Source organism: Paenibacillus glycinis (genome assembly GCF_009909185.1).
GTDB lineage: Bacteria > Bacillota > Bacilli > Paenibacillales > Paenibacillaceae > Paenibacillus_Z > Paenibacillus_Z glycinis.
Genome location: NZ_JAAAMV010000009.1, coordinates 84,517 through 104,677 on the forward strand (window position 1 = coordinate 84,517; position 20,161 = coordinate 104,677).

The following is a 20,161-nucleotide window of genomic DNA, read 5'->3' on the forward strand; positions in this document are numbered from 1 at the left end:
AGTTGTTGTTGCATTTGAATGCTATAGCATATATAATTCGTTCATAAAGGTTGCCTGTCAAAGGAGACGACGATGGAACTATTTGATTTTACGGGATTTCAGATACATCGCACGGACGTGAAGATGAACAACTATTTTACGAAGCAGTTGAAACCGTTCGAGATCACCCCGGATCAATGGGGCATTCTCAGCGTGCTGGACGACGATAAGGCAACGACGCAGAAGGAGCTCGCGGAAGCGATCGACCGCGATCAGACCACGGTTGTTCGCATGATTCATTCCTTGGAGAAGAAAGGAATCGTCATGCGCTTCGTCCACGATACGGATAAGCGCTCGCATAACCTGTACCTCACGGACAAAGGGGCGGCGCTCAAAGCGAAGGTGCTTCCCGTCGTGATCGCGGCGCATCGTCATGCCACGCGCTACTTGAGCGAGACGGAAATCAACGAGCTGAAAGCGATGCTCGAGAAGCTCTACGCGAGCGTCAATGAGGAATAAGCGAGGGAGGTGAGCGGATGAAATCCGGCGTTTGCGCACACGGGCCATTTATATGCTATAGCATGTAAATACATCGAACAAAAACCAACTTAAAGGAGCGGCAAACGATGGTTATCATGATTTTGCAAGTGATTGTCGGGGTCTTTTTTATGTTTACGGGGGTTCGCATCATCAGCGGCAAAATGGCGCATGAATTCAAACGCTTCGGACTTCCGCCGTTTTTTAATTTCATGACGGGATTCATCGAGATCGCAGGCTCGCTCGGCATGATCGCGGGGCTCTGGTACGCGATGACGGCGGCGGCAGCCGGGCTACTGCTAGGCGCCACCATGCTGGCAGCGGCCTTCGTCCTGCTGGTCTTAGCCAAGGATCCGTTCCGGAAGGCCATACCGTCGATCGTGCTCTGCCTGCTGTCCCTCGCGATCAGCATGAGTCTCTTGATTTAACCTGCGGATGCGAACGCGCGAGAAGCAATTCCTCGCCTTGGTTGCTTATATCGGCTTCCAAGACGACCGGATGCGGCCGGACGCCGAAACGTAACGCCAGCGCCGAAATGAAGGACAAGCCCCGCCGCAAAGGCGCGGCCGCGACGAAGCCTGTGCACGCGAACGCGGCCGCCCGGCAGGGCTTGTTTTTATCGTCCGACGTCGGCAACGGCCTCGAAGCGCCGATCCTGAGGCGAGGAAGCGGAGGCATGCGCGCCAGCCCCGTAATTTATGCCGGAAGCTTACATATACCTAGAAGGAAGGTTAATAAGGACAGACAGGGAGGCGGATGCGTTGCGGTATGGAATCGCGTTTCATTGGAGCCGGTTGGATTGGGCGTTCCCCGATCCGCTCATGAAGGCGGAGTTCGAAGCGCGCGGTTATTGGAAGAAAGCCGTTCCAACCGGCGTCAAGGTCGACCGGGCAGGCGGCTATTACGTCTGCGTGCCCCGGCTCGCTCCGGGTATCCCCGCCACGATGAACCGGGTTTTCCTCCGAAACGGAAAGCCGATGCTGGAGGCTTTTCCAAGCTGGGCGTGGAATCAGCCGGAGTCTCCGATGACGCTGCATTCCGTCCAAGGCTTCGAGATCGACGAATCGGACCGGATCTGGCTGCTGGATCAGGGGAAAATCGCTTTCGAGCCTTCGCCGTCGGGTTCCCAGAAGCTGCTCGTCTGGGATTTGAACGTCCGGCGGATGATCGACGTCATCCCGATCCCCGACGAGGTCGCGCCGCCGCGGACCTCGTTCCTGAACGATCTCGTCGTCGATAACCGGAACGGCTTCGTGTACATCACCGATTCCGGCCAGGGCTGGCTGGACCATCCGGTGCGCGGAGGGATCATCGTCTACGACATGAAGAAGCGGGCGTTCCGGCGGGTATTGGACCGGCAGTTCAGCACGCAGAACGTTCCCGGATTTCAATTCGCGATCGACGACAAGCCCGTGACGTTGCGCGGAGGCGCGGATGGCATCGCATTATCGGCGGACCGCTCCACGTTGTACTACTGTCCGTTGACGGCGCGCAATCTATATGCCATCGATACGGCTTGTCTGCGGGATTTTCGGCTGCCTCCGGAGCAAATTGCAGGCGCCGTGCAGGCGATCGGCAGCAAACGCACCGCGACCGACGGGATGCATGCCGATGCGGAGGGGAACGTTTACTATACGATGCTCGAGGGCAAAGGAATCGGGAGGTACGTTCCAGGCAGCGATACGTTCGCGGAGCTCGTGTCCGACGACCGGATGCTGTGGGTGGACGGCGTTGCGTTCGATCAGCGGGGCGCGATGCTGTTCAACAGCAACCGGCTGCACGAAATCATGGGCGGCGGCGAGATCGACTGGACGTACCCGTATAACTTCGTCGTTTGGAAAGCTTTTATCGGACCCGGCGCGAAGTCGTATTTGTACGGGGGTTGACGCGGAGCGCCAAGGAAGGAATGAGTAAGTGAGCAACCGAAGATCGATGACGAAGCCCGAGCGAAGCCGGAGAACGCGAGACGGATCGCAATACGTTCATATCAAAATCCCCTCGCGGATGACGGAGAGGGCAAGCCCGCTGGAACGGCGGACTTGCGACCTGGCAGCCGGAGGGGTATTTTTTTGGCGGTCGATCGAGACTTACGGCAAGGTTACGCGCAACGCCTTGATTTTCCCGCCCGACAGCTCGAACGCATGCCGCAGCAGGAACGGATCGGGCAGATTCGTTTTATCGAAGTCGCCGTCGACTGACGCGATGACCGCATACGCGCCGTCCTGCTCCGTGGCATCGATGACGGAGAAGCGGACGCGCGCGCCGAACACGTCGGCATCGCTCCAATTGCGGATGGCTTCCGTTCCTTGAAAGGTCCGATTATCGTCGAAGACGAACGCGTTCTCGTCGAAAGCGGCGAGAAAAGCATCCCGCCGGTCAGCGTTGGCGGCGTCAAAATAGGCTTTCACGGATGCTGGCAATGCAATCATCGGAATTCCTCCTCATGGTCGAATAGGCGATTAGGATTGGCAGAGGCTGCTCCGATCATACCGTCGGCACCGTTCCGCCGTCGATGACGTACTCGCTGCCCGTGATGGAGGCGGCGCGATCGGATACCAAGAAGGCGGCAAGCTCCGCGACCTCCTCCGGCAGCCCCGGACGGCCGATCGGGATTCCTCCGAGCGAGTTCATCAATTCCTGCAGCGCCGCTTCGCGGCTTCCGGCGGCGGTCGCGATCCGGTCGATCATCCGATCCGCCGCTTCCGTCTGTATGAAGCCCGGCGCGATCGTGTTGACGCGGATTCCCTTCGGCGAGAATTCTTTGGACAAGCCTTTGCTGTAGGTGGTCAACGCCGCTTTCGACGCCGCGTAGGCCAACGTCGTTTCGTACAGCGGCAGCTTTCTCTGAATGGAGCTGACGTGAATGATGACGCCTTTGCCTTGCGCCGCCATCATCGGCAGCAAGCTTCTGTCCAGCCTGACGGCTCCGAGCAGATTCATGTTCAACGTCTCCAGCCAGTCCTCTTCGGTCAAGGCGAGCGCGCCGCCGGGAGGCGTGGAAGCTCCGCCGACCGTATTGACGAGGATGTCGATGCCGCCCAAGGTTTCTTTCACGGCTTCGACGAGCAGCGCCGTGCCTTCGGGCTTCGTGACGTCGGCCGAAACGAAACGCACGCCGGGAACATCGTAATCCGCCGGAATCGTGCGCGCCGTCGCGAGCACCTCGGCGCCGGCAGCGGCCAGCCGCTTCGCGATCGCGTAGCCCATTCCTTTCGTTCCTCCCGTTACCAATGCGCGTTTTCCAAGAAATTCATGCTCATAGGAAGCTAATTTCATCTTGTATATCCTCCTCGTGTAATGTCGGTTAGTGTCTATCGATCACATGAGTTAGCTTACGCCCATTCGATAGATAAGTCTAATTTATAATAATAATGTAAGTCATTATTATCGTTCATGATGGATTGTCTTTGGCAGGACATCGAGCAGTCTTCTATAGCGCTTGATTTCTGTGGCTTTTCTGCATGCGATCTTCGGCGAGCATGAATAATTCAACCGGAATGAAGTCATTCTAGATGCTAGCGAAATGGGGTTCTTCGACCCCATCCATCCAACCAAAAGGAGTGGCGAGAAATGATCAAAATGGAAAAGGAATTGTATACGGCGAACGTGAACGTGGAGGGCGGAAGGGAAGGGCATGCGGTTTCCAGCGACGGCATTCTGAACGTGAACATGCGGGTGCCGAAGGAGCTGGGGGGACCCGGCGGAGACGGAACCAATCCCGAGCAGCTGTTCGCGGCCGGATTCGCCGCATGCTTCGAGGGCGCAATCGGGGTCGCGCTGCGCAAAAAATCGGTCAAAGCCGAAGCGATCAAGATCGCGTCCAAGGTCACGCTCGGCAAAGACAAGGATGACGGCTTCGTGCTGGCCGTCAAATTGGATGTGACCATCAACGGCGTCGAATCCGGCATCGCGAAGCAAGTCGTCGAAGAGGCCCATGCGATATGCCCGTACTACAGGGCCGTGAACGGCAACATCGCGGTCGAAACGAATCTCGTAGGTTGATGCGCTGCGATCCGATCTTGACCGGCCTGCTGCTGGTGGACCCGTACAACGATTTTTTGGCCGAGGAAGGCAAGCTGTATCCGCGCACGAAGGAAGTATCGGAATCCGTCTCCTTTCGCGAGCATATGAAAGCGGTCGTGGACGAGGCGCGAAAAATCGGCATGCGCGTTTTTTACGTGCCGCATCACAGGTCCGAACCGGATGATTTCGAAACTTGGCTGTATCCGAATCCGAATCAGGTGAAAGCGCGGCTCTCTCAGGTGTTCGCCAAGGATTCTTGGGGCGGGCAGTTTCATCCGGACTTTATGCCTCGGAAGGGCGACGTCATCGTCAAGGAGCACTGGGCCAGCAGCGGATTCGCGAACACGGATCTCGATCATCAGTTGAAGATGCACGGCCTGCAGCGGATTATCGTGATCGGCGCTTTGGCCAATACGTGCATCGAAGCGACCGCGCGCTACGGTTCGGAGCTCGGGTACCACGTGACGCTCGTGACGGACGCGACGACGGCCATGAGCCATGAGGCGATGCACGCGGCCCATCGCATCAACGGCCCGACCTATGCGCACGCCATCGTCACGACGAAAGAATTGCTTGGCGAGCTCTCGCAAGCAACCAAGTAACCGACAAGGACGGCACCGCCATGAATGATAAAATCGTCATGCCGATATGGACGTTCGGACTGTTCATCGTCTTGATGAACACGACCATGTTCAACGTCTCGATCCCGAGCATCATCCGCGATATCGGCGTGTCGGCGGCACTCGGATCGTGGATTATCTCTAGCTATTCGATCGGCTATGCGTTATCGACGGTCATCTACAGCAGACTGTCCGACGTGCTGCCGATCCGCAAACTGCTGACGGTCGGATTGGCGATCCTGGGGTTGTCCTCCGTCTTCGGCATCTTCGCGACGAGCTTCCAGTCCCTGATGGTCGCCCGGATCGCGCAGTCCGCAGGCGCCGGCGCGATGGCGGGACTGGGGCTCGTTCTCGCCAGCCGCTACATACCCGCGGAGCGGCGGGGCAGGGCGATATCGATGATCTCGTCCGGTTCGGCCCTGGCCTTCGGACTCGGGCCAATCATCGGCGGCTTGATCAGCGAGTACATCGGCTGGAACGGATTGTTCGCCGTCACGTGCCTGGTGCTGGTGCTTCTCCCGTTATTGCTGCGCCTGATTCCCAAAGAGCAGCCGAAGCCGTTTCGTTTCGATCTCCTCGGCGCCATGCTCACCGTCGTGAATGCCGTAACTATTCTGACCGCGGTGACGAAGAGCTCGCTCGTCTGGCTCGCGATCGGCCTGCTGTCGGTCGCCGTCCACGCCTGGCATCTCGGGCGGGGCAAAGAATCGTTCATCAATCCGAAGATTTTCGCAAGGCCGGTCTACTTGAAATTGCTGATCGTCGGTTTCTGCATCTTGCTCGTGAATCTCGGCAATTTGTTCCTCATGCCGCTCGCGCTTGCGAATCTGTTCGGCAAATCGCCGCTGGTCATCGGGTTTACGATCGCGCCGGGCGCCGTGTTGTCCGCCTTTTTCACGCGTTTCGTCGGACGTTGGATCGACCGGTACGGCAATCTGCGGTTTCTGATTCTCGCGCAATGCGTCATCGCCTGCGTGCTGACGGCGTTTCGGGCGGAGCTCGGCGCATCGCCGTACGTGATCCTGATCGGGTACCTGTTCTTCTCGCCGGCGAATTCGGCCGCGATGGCGTCGTTGAACAATGAAACGTCGCGCATCCTGCCGGCCGATCTGATCGGCTCGGGCATGGGCTTCATGCAGCTCATCCAGTTTTTCGGAGGCTCCGTATCCGTCGCGGCTTGCGGGATGCTGCTCGCCCATGAGAAGATGAAGTCGCTGACGCACGCTTACGAATCGGCATACGGCCTATTGATCGCGGTATGTCTGTGCTCGTTAGTCGTCCTCCTCTGGTATGTCGTGACCCGGCCCAAGAAGGCGCTGCCCGCCTAAACGAGCAAGCGCGAAGTTCCGGAGGCCGACGATGGCGCGAGGCAGCATGTTCGGCGGAGCCGGATCTTATAGGAACCCATTCGCCACATCGGCGAGATGGGTTCCTTTCGCGTTTCGTACGCCAATCGGCAGCGAACGGAAAACTGACATCCTCTGCTCGCAGCCCGGGCCAAATAAAGGTACACTATCCACAGGGGAATGCGCGTCCCCGATGCGCGATCCTGTAACTGGCTGCATTCAAACGGAGAAGGGAAGAAGGACAGATGGGAGACATGTTGGTTAAATTGTACCAATTGCCGGAAACCGAATCGGCAAAACAATACGCGGCGCGTACGGGGATCACGGTACGCAGGGCGATCGGCCCCGAGCTGGTGACCGTGGCCGAGTGGGTCGAGAAGCGCTTCGGCAAAGGCTGGCGCAGCGAATGCGAGATCGCTTTTGCCCGTCAACCGATTGCCTGCTTGATCGCGGTCAAGGAAGGCGAGCTGCTCGGCTTCGCCTGCTACGACGCGACCTGCAGAGGCTTCTTCGGCCCGACGGGCGTCGACGAGCAGACGCGCGGTCTCGGTATCGGGAAGCTGCTGCTGTCCGAAACGCTCCTGGCGATGCGGGATTACGGTTACGCGTACGCCATTATCGGCGGCGCGGGACCGATCGATTTCTACAAGCATACCGTCGGCGCCCTCGAGATCGAGCAGCCGGAGCCCGGCATTTATACGGGCATGCTGAAGCTTGTCTAACCTTCGAAGCCTCCGCATATCGGACTGATAGCCGGAAGCACGCCTTCAAGAGACGCGACTCGCGCGCACGGTGCGGAGCACGGCCTTGAAGGTGTTTTTTCTCTTGCATCTCGACGTATGGTCATGGCGGACATTCGCATAAAATCGCGCGAAGAGGTTCAAATTAACTCGGACGGCATACGGCACCTATCGTGCGCAAGGACGGAATCGAAGAAATGAATAACCCGCCAATCAGCAGCGAGATCGATTTCGACGAGGCCTCCGTCATTCAAGGCTTCGATATCGAGCTCAGCGAAAAAAACGCGCAGCGCATCGACAGGCTAGTGGATGATTTCGAAAAAAGCATATTGAACCGCGTCGACGAAGAGTATTCGGTCAACGCGACTTTCTCCGATCGGCTCGCGGACAACATCGCCAGGTTCGGCGGCAGCTGGACGTTCATCGGATTCTTCGGCGCGCTGCTCGTGATCTGGATGATATGGAACTCGCTTCCGTTCATCAAGCCGCTTCACTACGACGAACCGCCGTTTATTTTGCTGAACCTGTGCTTGTCGTTTCTGGCGGCTTTCCAGGCACCGATCATCATGATGAGCCAGAACCGCCAAAATGCCAGGGATAAGCATGAATCGGTGATCGATTTTGCCATCAATTACAAGGCCGAACAGGAGATCGACGATATTCAGAGCCACCTGCATCGCATCGAAGCGGAGGGCGTGCGCAACAAGGAACAGTTCAGCGGCGAATTGATGCAGATCAAACGGCTTCTGGCATCGATCGAAGCCAAGCTGGCGAATAAGGAGGAATCAAGAATCAGGAGTGAGTCGACGGGAAGTGAGCCGTGAGCCTGCACAGCGTGTTCTAGAGCGGGGAGACTTGCATCTTGACTGAATTTCATGCCGATCGCAGACGAAAAGGACATCCGGCAGGATGCCCTTATTTCGTTTTCCAGTTGGCGAGGAGCGGTCCTTCGCGTCCGAAGACCGGGTCCTGATCGGGCAGCGGGACGAGCCGGATGTCTTCCAGATCCCGCTGACGTTCGCCGGCGTTGCCGGTTCTCGTGTTATAGCTCATCCCGCCCGGGTAGGCGCCAGCCACCGAGAAGCCTGCGCCTGCGCGAAGCAATTTATGCCCTGTGCCGGCCGGCAGCACGAGCACGTCGCCGGCTTGCACCTCGATTTCGTTTCCGTTCTCCCCGCCGATCATCAGCAACGCCGATCCGCCGAGCACGGCCAGCGCCTCATGGGAATTACCGTGATAGTGATGATAGGCGTAAACGCCGTTCACCCAGCCGTTACGCCAGTCGTTTCGGTTAAAGGTTGCTTCGGCCTCGTGCGGGGCGGTTCGGAAGGCGCCGGCATATACGAGCGCGGGCAGGACGGGATTATTGGGGATCCGTCCGTCATCTTCGAAGAAGTACGTCGACAAGTGCATGCGCAGCAACTCCCTGGCTTTTATTAGGTCCATCGCGTTCAATCAGGGATGGAGAAAGCGAATGAATCGCCCAGCGTCCGTTCGATGACGCGTTGGAACGCGAATCGTTTGTGTTGTATGTATTGTATTAACCGACTGACTAGAAGTCAATTAAAAGCGCTACGGAGCCGGCCGGGCAACGGAACAAGCTTAGGATGCGTTGAGCCCGTTCAGTCATGCAAGGTCATTCTGTTCGGTCGCACGGCAAACCTCCGGATCCGAAATGCCGGCTACCCTAACGATAGTTTTCATCTATGGTTTCCATAGAAACAATGATATTGATCTATCCATCTGGATTGCATACAATCGAGCGACAGGTACCGTGTAGGCTCCTTTTGTCCCTTGCGGGCGACTTCCCGTCGCATGCGGGCCGGAGGAGTTTTAAAGTCATTTTCTTTGGAAACGGGTGAAGAAAATCATGCAAAACGTAGAGGAGCAACACGCAACGGACGAACGGCTTGCCAGACTCATGAAGAACGATACGGTAACGGGATCGGAAGCGCTTCTCCGAAGCTTGCTGCTCGAAGGCGTGGAATGCGTGTTCGGGATTCCGGGCGGGAGCATCATCAATGTTTACGACGCGATTCATGATATGCCGGAGTTTACGCATATTTTAGCCCGTCACGAGCAGGGGGCGATTCATGCGGCCGACGGCTACGCGCGCGCGACGGGAAAAGTCGGGGTGTGCTTCGCGACCTCGGGTCCCGGGGCGACCAATCTCGTGACGGGCATCGCCACCGCCAATATGGATTCCGTCCCGCTGGTCGTGATCACCGGGAATGTCTCGACGGCGCTCATCGGCACGGATGCGTTCCAGGAAGCGGACATTACCGGCATCACGATGCCGATCTCGAAGCACAGCTATCTCGTTCGGGATGCGAAGGACCTGCCGAAGATCATCCGTGAAGCCTTCTATATTGCTTCCACGGGCCGCAAAGGACCGGTGTTGATCGATATTCCGAAGGACGTGTCGAGCCAAACGACGACCTTCCGGTATCCGGCGGATAAATCCGAGATTCGGGGTTACCGTCCGGACGTCGATCCGAATGCCGGGCAAATCGAAAAATTGCTCCGAGCGATAGAGAAAGCCGAACGCCCGGTCATTCTGGCCGGCGCAGGCGTTATTTATGCCGACGCCGCGCAGGAATTGCTCGCGTTCGCAGAGAAAACGCGGATACCGGTGACGACGACCTTGCTCGGTTTGGGCGGATTTCCGAGCGCGCACGAATTATGGATGGGCATGCCCGGGATGCACGGAACCTACACCGCCAATAAAGCGTTGCAAAGCTGCGATCTGCTGATCGGCATCGGAGCGCGCTTCGACGACCGGGTCACGATGAAAACGAGCGGATTCGCGCCTAACGCGACCGCGATCGCGCATATCGATATCGACCCGGCCGAAATCGGCAAAATCGTACAAACGGCGATTCCGATCCTCGGCGATGTGAAAACCGTGCTGAGGCAGGCGAACTTGCAGGCTCAAGCGGCAAAATCCGAAGCTTGGCTGACGCTCATTCAAGCAAACAAAATCGAGCATCCGCTTCGTTACGCGGATTCGGATACCGCGCTGAAGCCGCAATTCGTGGTCGACATGATCAGCGAGACGACGAACGGCGAAGCGATCGTCACGACGGATGTCGGGCAGCATCAGATGTGGGCCGCTCAATTTTACAAGTTCAAGCGTCCGCGCTCGATCATTACCTCCGGGGGACTCGGCACGATGGGATTCGGGTTGCCCTCGGCGATCGGAGCGCAGGCAGGCAGCCCGGACCGGCTCGTGGTGTCTTTCAACGGCGACGGCGGGATCCAGATGTGCGCGCAGGAGCTGGCGATTTGCGCCCTTCATAACCTTCCCGTGAAGATCGTGATCCTGAATAACCAGGTGCTCGGCATGATCCGGCAATGGCAGGAGCTTATCTACGACGGCCGGTTCAGCCATATGGAGCTGTCCGGCAGCCCGGATTTCGTGAAATTGGCCGAAGCATACGGCGTTAGAGGACTTCGGGCAACGAATAAAGAAGAGGCCCGCAGCGCGTGGAAGCAAGCCATGGACCTCCCTGGGCCCGTGCTTATCGACTTCGTCGTCAATCAGGAAGAGAACGTGTATCCGATGGTGACGCCGGGCTCCACGATCGACGACATGATATTGGGGGATGAAGAATGAAACGTCACACGATTTCCGTGCTCGTCAACAATCATCCGGGCGTACTGCAGCGGGTTGCCGGCTTATTCGGGCGCCGCGGCTTCAACATCGACAGCATCACGGTCGGGCAATCCGAAGAACCCGGATACTCCCGCATGATCATCGCGACTTCCGGGGACGACAAGCTGCTCGAGCAAGTGCATAAGCAGCTCTATAAGCTGATCGACGTCGTTCGTATCGATGAATTGACCGCATATCCGCTGGTCGAGCGCGAGCTTGCGCTTGTCAAAGTAAGCGCCGTATCCGAAGCGAAGGCGATTATCCTGGGGATCGTCGATCCGTTCCGGGCTGCGGTCATCGATGTCGGGAAGCGGCATCTGATCGTTCAAGGCGTCGGAGAGCAAGAAAAAATCGATGCGTTGATCGAGCTGCTGCGACCCTACGGCATCATGGAAATCACCCGTACGGGCTTGACGGCGATGTCGCGCGGGGAGACCGCGGAGACTGCAACGCCTGACGCGGCCTTAACGCGTTAAACAAAGCCATGGCGGCGAAACTTCTATTATTCGTTGACCCAGAAATAATAGGCTGCATGGAGCCGCGTTCCACGCGGCTTTTTGGTTTGACAAGCCGGCTCGCCGACGCTTGGGCCGGCCATCGGATACTCGAGAGCGATTCCCGAATCGCCTCTCCGAGAAACACCGGGAAGGAAGGAACCGATCGACATGGAGTTAAGACAATTGGACTACTTTATCGCGACATGCGAGGAACTGCATTTTACGAGGGCTTCCGTCAAGCTTGGAATTACCCAGCCTTCGTTAAGCCATCAGATCAAAGCGCTTGAAGACGAGCTCGGCGTCCCGTTATTCGACCGCATCGGGAAAAAAATCGCGATAACCGAGGCCGGCTTGATCTTGTACAAAAAGAGCAAATCGGCCTTCGGCCATTTGGCGAGCGCCAAAGAGCAAATTCAAGAGCTGCAGCAGATCGAGCGCGGCACGCTGGCGATCGGCGCGCTTCCGGGGGAGCTGAACCAGCTGGTCTCCTCGCTGCTGCTCGACTTCCACCGCGATTTTCCCAAAGTCCGCATCAAGATCTTCGGCGCCGAGGATATCGTGAGCCGCGTCTTGCACAACGAATTGGATTTGGCCATCACGATCTTGCCGGTCGAGGATGAACGGATCCGCATGATTCCGCTCTATCGGGAAAAGTTTTATTTCGTGGCGACGGCGGAGCATACCTTCGCGGGACGCGCGGCCGTCGATTTCGAAGAAGTCCTGAAGGTGCCGATCATCATGTTCCCCGAAACCCACCGATGCCGCCAATTAATCGATACGACCTATTCCAAGGCCGGTCATACGCTCGTTCCCCTGATCGAAACCTCGACGATCGATTCGTTATTCGGATTCGTTCGTTCGGGCGGAGGAGGCACGATATTATCGAAGACGCTGATCGACATGTACGATTACGACGACCTGGTTCACATCCCGGTGCAAAATCCTACGCTGTGCAGGGAAGTGGGCATCGTGTATCACCGCGACAAATACATGGGAAAAGCTTCGCGAGGCTTCATCGATACGCTGACGGCGCATATAAGGTCGTTGAAGCAAAACGCGCCGCTCGAGTACTGCGACAGCGAAGGCGCGTAACAGCATGTTTCATTGGTTTCATCTATCGTTTCAATAGAAACAATGGCATTGATCTATAATTTTAAATTGCATAGAATAAGTGAATCGGAAGCGCCGCGGGACTCGCGGGCGAGCATACGATCAATATAGAGAGAGTGGTGAACATCCATGCAGACCATAGCTGCCGTACCGAAACAAAGAAGCATCGGTTCTGTTCAATTTTTGCCCGTCAACCTGTTCGCGTCGGTTATGGGAATGTCGGGTCTATCCTTGGCTTGGAGACAAGCGAGCAAGCTGTACGGCATTTCCACGGTCACGGCGGATGTCATCGGCATCGTGGCGATCTTGATGTTTCTTGCGGTGAGCGCAGGCTACATTTCAAAATGGGTGCGGTATCCGCACAAAGTCAAAGCCGAATTCACGCATCCCATCTTGGGCAATTTTTTCGGTACGATCACGATCGCGATCCTGCTGCTATCCACTGTAATCGGCTTCCGCAGTCAAGCGACGGGGCAGGTGATCTGGATCATCGGTACCGTCTTGACGCTCGCGTTCAGCTGCATCATGCTCGGACGCTTGTTGAACGGAAATCACGATCACGTGAACGTGGTTCCGCCATGGCTGATTCCCGGCGTAGGCACGTTGGATATCGCCGTCGCCGGCGGAACGATGCCCTTTCCTTGGGCGCAGGAGATCAATCTGATGTCGCTTGCCATCGGCGGCATCATCGCGCTGGTGTTCCTTACGATGATTTTAACCCGATTGATTCATCATGATCCGCTGCCGGCGGGACTCACGCCTTCGATGATGATCATGATCGCGCCGTTCGAGGTCGGGTTTCTGGGCTATGCGAACTTCGAGCATCGCATCGATCCCTTCGCTTCGATCCTGTTTTATTTCGGCTTGTTTTTGTTCGTTGTGTTGTTCTTCAAAGTGTTCAAGAAGTCGATCCCGTTCGGCGCTTCCTGGTGGGCGGTAAGCTTTCCGTTGGCGGCGCTCAGCAACGCGGCGTTGGAGTATGCGCTGTACGTGGATTCTTGGCTGTTGATCGCCATTTCCACCGTCATTCTGGCGTTTCTAAGCATCGTGTTGCTCGTTCTGTTCGTACGTACGTTGACTATCTTATTCAACGGGAAACTGCTCCAAGGATAATGCTGCCAACGGCCAAGGGAAATAAAAGGGCATAGCCACAACATTCAGCTTCGGAAAGGGCGGATCTTGATGTACGGCACAATGGAGCTTCATCATGACGTCGATTTTGAGAATGCCATCTTCTTCGGTCAATACGTGATGGTGCTGAAGGACGAGAAAGTATCGGGCGGAGGGCTATTGGAAAGCTTTGACGAGAAACACGTCTGGATCAACGGCAAGCGGCATTCGCGCCTGCAGTCCTCCTTCATTCAGATGCCGCCTCCGGACGTGCATTACGATATTCCGAGCTAATCGCAGCGCATACGAAGGACTGGACGGATGGATAATAAAAGACTGGTACATGCGTCGATAAGCAGCGAACCGGTCTCGGGAAGGAGACAATGGATATGGTTTGGGATCTATTGAAGTCGAGGCGTTTTTTATCCGCTTATGGGTTGGTTATCGTTATGCTGGTCGGTACCGTCGTGCTCGGACAACGGGATATTCTCTTCCCGGAAATCGCCGGCATGGCGGTGGGGGTGCTTGTATTTCCGGTTCCGCATTGGATCAGGAAACCCGTTCATTTATGGCTTTCGCCGACATTGGCCGCCTTCATCGGCACGGCGATGAATAATTTGGACGTAACGCCCGTCGTGAAATTATGGATCGGCCTCGTGGTCATCGTCATTCTGATGCATGTCTTTCGAATCAATTTCGGACCGACGATTCCCGCCGCGTTGCTGCCGATCTTTTTGAATTTGCACGATTATGTCTTCGCGATCGCAACGGCTGTTTTTACGTTCGCGGTCATGTTGGCGGGATTTATGATGAGGAAATCGGTCGATGCGCCTGCCGGACATTTTCGCAAGAAGACGGATACGGTGATCATCACCGTCGTTTTGGGCCTTTGGATCGGACTGGCTGCCGTAACCAACCTTGACGTGATCGTGGTTCCGCCCGTATTTGCCCTTATATTCGAGGTATTCCATGCCGACAAATTCCCGTGGAAAGTCATTCCATCCCGCTTGGCGGTGTTGACGATAACGGCGATAGCAGCCGTCGGCGTGCTGCACGTGCTGCCGGGTTCCATCATTTGGGTAGGTGTCATAAACGTGTTGATTACCCTGCTGCTGTGCAAGTGGCTCAAAGCTCCCGTTCCGGTCGCGTTCGGCGTCTCGTTGATGCCGCTTATCGTGCCGGCATGGGGGACATGGGGATTCCCAATCGGCGTCTTCGTCACGACTGGCGTGTTGATGTCCATCTCGGCGGCTTATCGCCAGTATCGAAACAGACGCGCCGTACCTGTACAAGAGAAGGCTGCGTGAGCAAAGGTACGCCGAAGCGAAATAATCATCGCCGGGAGGCCTTGTCTATAGGGCTGATAGCAGGAAGCCCTTAGCATCCCCGTGGGGACAAGCTTTGAGGTAACCATGTCTAGACCATCGCCGTTGGGCGGTGGTTTTTTTGTTGGCGACGTGCATGCGCAATCGGACGAAATTCACTGCAATCTTAGAGCAGGGACCGAAAAAACCGTTTTATTCGGTGGGCGAGTGTCGCTATATTGGAGGCGGGCATAGATTATCGCAAAGACATCCAGAAATCGGAGGGGACGGCAGATGGCGTTGGCGTATTTGCATCCGCAAGCTTACGTTCGGCCGCAGCGCGGCCTCCTTGGCGGCGGTTTGCCAGGCGGCATGTTAGGCGGCGCGTTAGGCAGCATGTTGGGCGGCGGCGGTTCCCTTGGCAGCATGTTAGGCGGAGGCTCCATCGGCAGCATGCTGGGCGGGGGATACCCCAAAGGCGGCATATTCGGCAGTCTGTTGGGAGGCGGATATCCCAAAGGCGGCTTGCTGGGCAGCATGTTGGGCGGCGGAGGCCTTAAAGCCGGTGGCCTGGGCGGCGGTTTTCCGGGAGGAGGATTCCCAGGCGGGGGGTTTCCGGGAGGGGGGTTCCCGGGCGGGGGCTTCATGGGGGGAGGATTTCCGGGTGGAGGCTTTCCTGGAGGCGGGTTCCCTGGCGGTGGCTTTCCCGGAGGAGGCTTTCCGGGAGGCGGGTTCCCTGGTGGAGCATTCCCGGGCGGTGGCTTTCCGGGCGGAGGATTTCCCGGAGGCGGGTTCCCTAGCGGAGGATTTCCAGGCGGGGGCTTCATGGGCAGCGGATTTCCCGGCGGCGGATTCCCGAGCGGAGGATTCCCTGGCGGGAGCTTCATGGGAGGCGGATTTTCCGGAGGCGGGTTCCCTGGCGGAGGCTTTCCGGGAGGTGGATTCATGGGCGGAGGCTTTCCGGGAGGGGGATTCCCAGGCGGAGGCTTTCCAGGTGGCGGATTTCCCAGCGGAGGCTTTCCAAGCAGGGGGATCCATGGAGCAGCTCTCCCCGTCGGCGGCTTTTCGTAAAGAGCAACGGCAGCGATGATTTAGCATGACTTTGCCGGGCCCCCGAGGATGCAGCGTATCTCAATCGGAGGTCCGGCGAGGTTGGCTGAAGCGAACGGCTATCGATTGAGAGGCTGCATGTGAAGCTAAACAATCCGGTAGATTGACTATTGTTATGGACAAACCATACGAGACAGCGAGGTTCAAACGATAGGAGGGAGTTAAATCCGGACAAGCGTTTGTGTTGACAGGACTTCATAAAGTGTCCTACAATCAAGACACCAAATGGTGTCTTTTTATTGACGAAACAATGCGTGATTAGAGGAGAGATGGAAATGTCCTATACCGTCGATTTTAAAAACGTATCCACGGTCGGCCTGGAGTCTTCGCCGGCAGCGGAAGCGCTTGCCGGTTTGCGCGCGAACGAAGCCCGGTATTTTATGAACAAATACGAGCATGAATTTACGGTCGTGCCCGCCAGCGAAAGCGCGGAGACGCTGGATTACGTGAACCGGGTCTTGAAAGAACGCGATATCGCGTTCGCCGCCAAGCCGCTCGAAACGTCGCGCTTTCAAGTCGAAAATATCAAATTCGCTTACGTCTTTTACGAGGACGGTCTCAGCATCAACGTCATGTACACGGTGGACGACCCCAAGAAGCGGGCCGTCGGCTTCAAGCTTTCCGAGGGGATGGAGGTACCGGAGGAGCTGGAAGGAAAGTTTAAGTTCGCCAGGCAGAAGTCCAAGCTGGCCGGCACGATCCGAGGCTCTTTCTTCGTCATCAAAGGCGAGTATTGAACAACCGCCGAAACGCGCATAGGATCTCGTCGCAGCCGCGCATGTCGCGGCTTTTTTGTATGCCGAGGCACTGCTGCCGCGCCCGAATGCCGCGATTTGCCGGTTGTTCGATGGCGCCGGGAACGGATCGTCCCGAAGAACTAGAAAGCAGTCCCTGCCGAAGCCGCGCCATGCGCGGCTTTTTTGTTTTGCATGCCCGGAGGGACGCGGCGTTATGCGCTTACACACGATAGGGAACGCGTAGCGAAAGTAGGATCCGCGAAGCGTTACATTTGGAGGATATAACCAATCTATATACCTTGCATGCCTTGTTTTCATGGTAAGATCTCCCCCATGAGCGAACAGACGCTAATCGCTTAGCTTACGTCGCATGCCGGCCCGAGCAACATTTTCAAACCCGGGCTTGAGGTTCGGGACTTGCGCGTATGAACGAATCGGCGAAGATCAACGGTCGAAACCGTAACATCGTTCGATAAACACAGGCGTACCGGCCTTGATCGCGCTCGCGTTCGTCATCGTGATGTAAAGCGCTGGCACCGATTCTGAAAATAAATCTAATATTTACTAAATGTTAATAATAAATAATGTATTTTTTTAGAATTAACACTTGGGTAAATAGCCTTATTGCTAAAAAAAATAATAGTATTCATAATCATTTCTTGTTACTCAAACTATTACTAGGAGGTTTTTATCGTGTCATCTACGCTGAAATCAGCATTTAGCAATCATTACGTATCCGCGGAGGATCAAGGGGCGAGTCCGCTCGTCGCCAACCGGACGGTTGCCGCGGGATGGGAAACCTTCACTGTCATCGCGAATTCGGACGGTACCGTATCCTTTCTATCCGCGGCCAACAACAAGTACGTGACAGCCGATCTGAATCAAGGCACGAAGCTGATCGCAAGAGCGACGTCCATCCAAGCGTGGGAGAAATTCAAGAAAATAGATCGCGGCAACGGTAAAATCGCGCTGCAAGCGCTGGCCAATAATCTGTACGTCTGCGCGGACATGAACGTGGGGTCGGTCCTGTACGCGAATCGCACGGCTCCGTCGGGCTGGGAAGAGTTCGTCCTGTCGGGCGCGGAATCCGCGCCGCAGCCGCCGCAATCGACGCAGCCGGGCGGATTTCTCGTGACCGAACAACAGTTCAACCAGATCTTCCCCGGGCGCAATCCGTTCTACACCTACTCGGGATTGGTCGCGGCCGCAGGCGCTTATCCGGGATTCGCGAATACGGGCGACGCGACGGTCAGGAAACAAGAGGCTGCCGCATTCCTCGCCAACGTCTATCACGAAACCGGCGGATTGTACTACATCGTCGAGCAGAACACCGCGAATTACGGGCACTATGCCGACTATAACAGCCATTATCAAGTAGCGCCGGGTAAGCAATATTACGGCCGGGGTCCGCTGCAGATCAGCTGGAACTTCAACTACGGCGCGGCTGGCGAAGCGCTGGGTCTGCCGCTCCTGAGCAACCCGGATCTGGTCGCGCAGGACGCATCCGTGGCTTGGAAGACGGCGCTCTGGTTCTGGAACACGCAGACCGGCGCAGGATCGGTGACCGGTCATGACGCGATGGTCCAATCCAGGGGATTCGGCGAAACGATCCGAACGATCAACGGCGCATTGGAATGCAACCGCGGCGGCGGCGGGCCGGTTCAAAGCCGGGTGGAGCAGTATAAACGGATTACCGGGATCCTAGGCGTGAACCCGGGCAACAATCTTTCTTGCTAAACCGATCCGACATTCGAACTTGAAAAGGAGACTACACGATGAGCGGTGACAATTGGCGCCTGGTATGGAGCGACGAATTCGACGGGGCGAACGGTTCGCCTCCCGACCCTGGCAAATGGGGCTACGACATCGGCGGAAGCGGTTGGGGGAACAACGAGAAGCAGAATTACACCGACAGCACGAAGAACGCCTATCTGGACGGCACGGGACACCTGGTCATCAAAGCGATTCGAGAAAACAGCAACGGCATGCCGTACAGTTCCGCCCGCTTGGTATCGACGAACAAAGGCGACTGGACGTACGGGAAATTCGAGGCGCGCGCCAAGCTTCCCCGCGGAAAGGGCATGTGGCCGGCAATCTGGATGCTTCCCACCGATTGGAAATACGGCGCCTGGCCGATCAGCGGCGAGATCGACATCATGGAACAGCGCGGCTCGGATCCGCTCAAGGTCATGGGCACCATTCATTTCGGGAATCCGTGGAAGTATATCGGTTCGAGCTATACCCTGCCTGACGAGGGCTACCATGTCTACGCCGTGGAATGGGAACCGAACGAGATCAGGTGGTATGTCGACGGCAATCTGTATCAGACAAGGCAAGCATCGGAGTGGTACAGTTCGGGAGGCCCAAGCCCGGCGCCGTTCAATCAACGCTTTCACTTCCTGCTGAACCTGGCTGTCGGCGGCAACTTCGACGGCGACCCGGACGGCTCCACGTCGTTCCCGCAGACGATGACGATCGATTACGTCCGCGCGTATGCGCGCGACGGAAGCGCCGGCACGCCGGAGAGCGTGACGCTTCCGGCCAAAATAGAAGCGGAGAAATTCAGCGCGATGAACGGCGTGCAGCTGGAAACGACGACCGATGCGGGCGGCGGACAAAACGTCGGCTGGATCGACGCGGGCGATTGGATGGAGTACAAGGTGAACGTCCCTGCGGCTGGGGTCTATACGGTGCAGTACCGGGTCGCAAGCCAGGGAACGACCGGCCAGATTCAACTGAAATCCGGCTCCGCCGTGCTCGCGACTACCTCCGTGCCGAACACGGGAGGCTGGCAGAACTGGCAGACGATCTCGGCGACGGCGAGCCTAAGCGCGGGCCAGTCCACCTTGCGCGTCCACGCAAGCGGAGCGGGATTCAATCTCAACTGGCTAAGCTTCGCCAGACCGCAAGTCCAGAACCTGTTGACGAACCCGGACTTCGAAACGGGAGATTTGAGCGGGTGGTTCGAGTGGCACAACCATGCGCTCGCGCACAAAGTCGATAAAGATCAACCCTATTCGGGAAGCTACAAGCTGACGCATTGGGCATCGACCGGATACCAGCAAATCACGGCGCAGAAGGTTAACGTGCCTAACGGTCTCTACAAGGCCAGCGTATGGGCGCGTTCCGGCGGGGGGCAGATTGCGCTGAAGCTGTATGCGAAGGATTACGGCGGCGCCGAACTGTCGGCGAATATCGGGACAAGCCCGGTTACGAATTACACGCAATACACGATAAACAACATCCAAGTCACCAATGGGCAGATCGAGGTTGGAATTTGGCATGACGCCAATGCGAATAACTGGGCGGCCTTCGATCATTTCGAGTTGGCGCTCCAGTAACGCGCGAAGAACAGCGCGAAAGGGCCGATAACCAATGGCCCTTTCGCGTTTT

21 protein-coding genes are annotated in these 20,161 nt (G+C 56.9%); 17 read left to right on the forward strand and 4 right to left on the reverse strand.

Annotated elements, in window-relative coordinates:
- Window positions 1-72 precede the first annotated feature (72 nt).
- The 3 genes from GT019_RS12980 to GT019_RS12990 all read left to right on the forward strand — a co-directional run bounded on the left by GT019_RS12980 (window position 73) and on the right by GT019_RS12990 (window position 2,402).
- Window positions 73-498, forward strand: coding sequence for a MarR family winged helix-turn-helix transcriptional regulator (locus GT019_RS12980; RefSeq protein ID WP_161743602.1), 426 nt, complete (start codon window positions 73-75; stop codon window positions 496-498).
- A 107-nt stretch (window positions 499-605) separates the two neighbouring features.
- Window positions 606-944: a DoxX family protein gene (locus GT019_RS12985; protein ID WP_161743603.1), complete on the forward strand. Its 339-nt coding sequence runs from the start codon at window positions 606-608 to the stop codon at window positions 942-944.
- A gap of 393 nt (window positions 945-1,337) precedes the next feature.
- Window positions 1,338-2,402: a major royal jelly family protein gene (locus GT019_RS12990; protein ID WP_235947990.1), complete on the forward strand. Its 1,065-nt coding sequence runs from the start codon at window positions 1,338-1,340 to the stop codon at window positions 2,400-2,402.
- A gap of 201 nt (window positions 2,403-2,603) precedes the next feature.
- Here the strand turns inward: GT019_RS12990 and GT019_RS12995 are convergent, their stop codons facing one another.
- Both GT019_RS12995 and GT019_RS13000 read right to left on the reverse strand, forming a co-directional pair.
- A complete protein-coding gene (locus tag GT019_RS12995) occupies window positions 2,604-2,945 on the reverse strand; it encodes a nuclear transport factor 2 family protein (RefSeq protein ID WP_161743605.1) in 342 nt (113 codons plus the stop codon).
- 55 nt (window positions 2,946-3,000) lie between these two features.
- Window positions 3,001-3,792: an SDR family oxidoreductase gene (locus tag GT019_RS13000; protein WP_161743606.1), complete on the reverse strand. Its 792-nt coding sequence runs from the start codon at window positions 3,790-3,792 to the stop codon at window positions 3,001-3,003.
- 303 nt (window positions 3,793-4,095) lie between these two features.
- Between GT019_RS13000 and GT019_RS13005 the strand changes: the two genes are divergently transcribed.
- The 5 genes from GT019_RS13005 (at window position 4,096) to GT019_RS13025 (ending at window position 8,069) form a co-directional block, all read left to right on the forward strand.
- Complete coding sequence (locus tag GT019_RS13005; protein ID WP_201755379.1) at window positions 4,096-4,518, forward strand: organic hydroperoxide resistance protein; 423 nt, start codon at window positions 4,096-4,098, stop codon at window positions 4,516-4,518.
- On the forward strand, window positions 4,518-5,141 hold the full coding sequence (locus tag GT019_RS13010; protein WP_161743608.1) for an isochorismatase family cysteine hydrolase: 624 nt from the start codon (window positions 4,518-4,520) through the stop codon (window positions 5,139-5,141). The genes GT019_RS13005 and GT019_RS13010 overlap by 1 nt, the downstream gene beginning before the upstream one ends.
- A 20-nt stretch (window positions 5,142-5,161) precedes the next feature.
- Window positions 5,162-6,487: an MFS transporter gene (locus GT019_RS13015; protein WP_161743609.1), complete on the forward strand. Its 1,326-nt coding sequence runs from the start codon at window positions 5,162-5,164 to the stop codon at window positions 6,485-6,487.
- 263 nt (window positions 6,488-6,750) lie between these two features.
- Window positions 6,751-7,227, forward strand: a complete 477-nt coding sequence (locus GT019_RS13020) for a GNAT family N-acetyltransferase (protein ID WP_161743610.1) — start codon at window positions 6,751-6,753, stop codon at window positions 7,225-7,227.
- Window positions 7,228-7,442: 215 nt separating this feature from the next.
- On the forward strand, window positions 7,443-8,069 hold the full coding sequence (locus tag GT019_RS13025; RefSeq protein ID WP_161743611.1) for a DUF1003 domain-containing protein: 627 nt from the start codon (window positions 7,443-7,445) through the stop codon (window positions 8,067-8,069).
- Window positions 8,070-8,160: 91 nt separating this feature from the next.
- Here the strand turns inward: GT019_RS13025 and GT019_RS13030 are convergent, their stop codons facing one another.
- A complete protein-coding gene (locus GT019_RS13030; protein ID WP_235947882.1) occupies window positions 8,161-8,658 on the reverse strand; it encodes a cupin domain-containing protein in 498 nt (165 codons plus the stop codon).
- A gap of 457 nt (window positions 8,659-9,115) precedes the next feature.
- Between GT019_RS13030 and ilvB the strand changes: the two genes are divergently transcribed.
- From ilvB to GT019_RS13060, 6 genes are all read left to right on the forward strand, one after another.
- On the forward strand, window positions 9,116-10,861 hold the full coding sequence (ilvB, locus tag GT019_RS13035) for a biosynthetic-type acetolactate synthase large subunit (protein ID WP_161743612.1): 1,746 nt from the start codon (window positions 9,116-9,118) through the stop codon (window positions 10,859-10,861).
- Complete coding sequence (ilvN, locus tag GT019_RS13040; protein ID WP_161743613.1) at window positions 10,858-11,376, forward strand: acetolactate synthase small subunit; 519 nt, start codon at window positions 10,858-10,860, stop codon at window positions 11,374-11,376. Before ilvB ends, ilvN begins: the two co-directional genes overlap by 4 nt.
- 189 nt (window positions 11,377-11,565) lie before the next feature.
- Window positions 11,566-12,489 (forward strand): LysR family transcriptional regulator, encoded by a 924-nt coding sequence (locus GT019_RS13045; RefSeq protein WP_161743614.1) that lies wholly within the window; start codon window positions 11,566-11,568, stop codon window positions 12,487-12,489.
- A 147-nt stretch (window positions 12,490-12,636) separates the two neighbouring features.
- Entirely contained in the window at window positions 12,637-13,620 is a 984-nt protein-coding gene (locus GT019_RS13050; RefSeq protein ID WP_161743615.1) for an SLAC1 anion channel family protein, read from the forward strand.
- Window positions 13,621-13,689: 69 nt separating this feature from the next.
- The gene (locus tag GT019_RS13055) at window positions 13,690-13,911 is read left to right on the forward strand and encodes a hypothetical protein (RefSeq protein WP_161743616.1); all 222 of its coding nucleotides are present in this window, start codon (window positions 13,690-13,692) and stop codon (window positions 13,909-13,911) included.
- Window positions 13,912-14,066: 155 nt separating this feature from the next.
- Window positions 14,067-14,924, forward strand: a complete 858-nt coding sequence (locus tag GT019_RS13060; protein ID WP_161743617.1) for a hypothetical protein — start codon at window positions 14,067-14,069, stop codon at window positions 14,922-14,924.
- A gap of 426 nt (window positions 14,925-15,350) precedes the next feature.
- On the opposite strand, the gene GT019_RS32675 is transcribed toward GT019_RS13060, so the two are convergent.
- Window positions 15,351-16,019: a histone H1-like repetitive region-containing protein gene (locus tag GT019_RS32675; protein WP_407945081.1), complete on the reverse strand. Its 669-nt coding sequence runs from the start codon at window positions 16,017-16,019 to the stop codon at window positions 15,351-15,353.
- A gap of 287 nt (window positions 16,020-16,306) precedes the next feature.
- Between GT019_RS32675 and GT019_RS13070 the strand changes: the two genes are divergently transcribed.
- From GT019_RS13070 to GT019_RS13080, 3 genes are all read left to right on the forward strand, one after another.
- Window positions 16,307-16,768, forward strand: a complete 462-nt coding sequence (locus GT019_RS13070) for a phage tail protein (protein WP_161743619.1) — start codon at window positions 16,307-16,309, stop codon at window positions 16,766-16,768.
- A 693-nt stretch (window positions 16,769-17,461) separates the two neighbouring features.
- On the forward strand, window positions 17,462-18,505 hold the full coding sequence (locus GT019_RS13075) for a glycoside hydrolase family 19 protein (RefSeq protein WP_328803957.1): 1,044 nt from the start codon (window positions 17,462-17,464) through the stop codon (window positions 18,503-18,505).
- A gap of 38 nt (window positions 18,506-18,543) precedes the next feature.
- Window positions 18,544-20,109 (forward strand): carbohydrate-binding protein, encoded by a 1,566-nt coding sequence (locus GT019_RS13080; protein ID WP_161743620.1) that lies wholly within the window; start codon window positions 18,544-18,546, stop codon window positions 20,107-20,109.
- Window positions 20,110-20,161 lie beyond the last annotated feature (52 nt).